The following is a 513-nucleotide window of genomic DNA, read 5'->3' as shown; positions in this document are numbered from 1 at the left end:
CCGCTCCATCCTCCAGAACGGCCTGGATCGCACCTTTCTCGACGAGCCCTCCGAACCCCAACCCCTGCGCCACGGCAACATCCGCGGCCGGGATTATTTCCACTGAAGCCAAGGAGACCTGTATGCTCAACCATCCCACCCACGAACGCCTGATCGAGCTCGGCTTGAGCGGCATGGCCAAGGCCTTCGAGGAGCAGCGCCGATCACCTGATCTCGAAGCCTTGCCGTTCGAAGATCGCATCGGCCTGCTGGTCGACCGGGAAGCCGCGGAACGCGACACCAGGCGGCTCACCACGCGCCTCAAGCTGGCCGCGCTTGACCTGCCACTGAACTTTCATCCAGCAGCGGTTAGAGTCTCAGGGTTTTGTACGCCAAGTGGCGCGGGTGGAGCAACGGACGATCGGCGGAGCTGGTCGGGGTTGCGCAGCCGATCGTCCGTTGCGGTGAGGTGGGCGGCATAGGCCGCGGGGGTCAGGTATTTCAGCGACGAGTGAGGCCGCCGGATATTGTAGT

At 63.9% G+C, this 513-nt stretch carries 2 pseudogenes; one reads left to right on the top strand and one right to left on the bottom strand.

Annotated elements, in window-relative coordinates:
* Nucleotides 1–122: 122 nt before the first annotated feature.
* Nucleotides 123–317: pseudogene (gene istB / locus ACZIRK_RS45435) on the top strand (IS21-like element ISFK1 family helper ATPase IstB); the annotation flags it as partial.
* A 17-nt stretch (nt 318–334) separates the two neighbouring features.
* Here the strand turns inward: istB and ACZIRK_RS45430 are convergent.
* Nucleotides 335–513, bottom strand: a pseudogene (locus tag ACZIRK_RS45430) (IS3 family transposase); the annotation flags it as partial.

This window comes from Bradyrhizobium sp. Leo114, from assembly GCF_055229415.2.
This window is presented reverse-complemented; position numbering and strand designations above follow the sequence as displayed.